This window comes from Tamlana crocina (genome assembly GCF_012037625.1).
Genome location: NZ_JAAVJS010000416.1, coordinates 1 through 384, shown reverse-complemented (window position 1 = coordinate 384; position 384 = coordinate 1). Strand labels below are relative to the sequence as shown.

The following is a 384-nucleotide window of genomic DNA, read 5'->3' as shown; positions in this document are numbered from 1 at the left end:
CAAAGAGGTTCCATCAACCGATTTGAAAGTTCCATTTTCCATTTTTGGAGTAATAATATACAAGAAACAGAAAAACATATCCTTGAACTTTTTAAGCCTGAGGACAAGTTTGGTTTGCTTCCGGTAGAAATTATAATGACTGGAAGTTTTGGGGCACTTCCAATAGATTTGCTGAAATTGGACACAAAACAGGAGCAGGCAAAGGCGATTGAAGCTATTACCTTGTTTCCACATACTTTTGACAAATTACTTCCAATAGTTCTTCCATTAAGACGTTCGCCTTATCCGGAAGTTGTAAAGTTTCTTCAGATAAAACTCTCTGAACTGATATATGATGCCTACCATAGGTCTTTACTGGACGACATAGAAAACCTATTAGATGAA

At 36.5% G+C, this 384-nt stretch carries 1 protein-coding gene; it reads left to right on the top strand.

The window, feature by feature from the left end:
* Positions 1-384: hypothetical protein (locus HC176_RS17375; RefSeq protein WP_167920264.1), on the top strand; the 384-nt coding region annotated here is incomplete at both ends.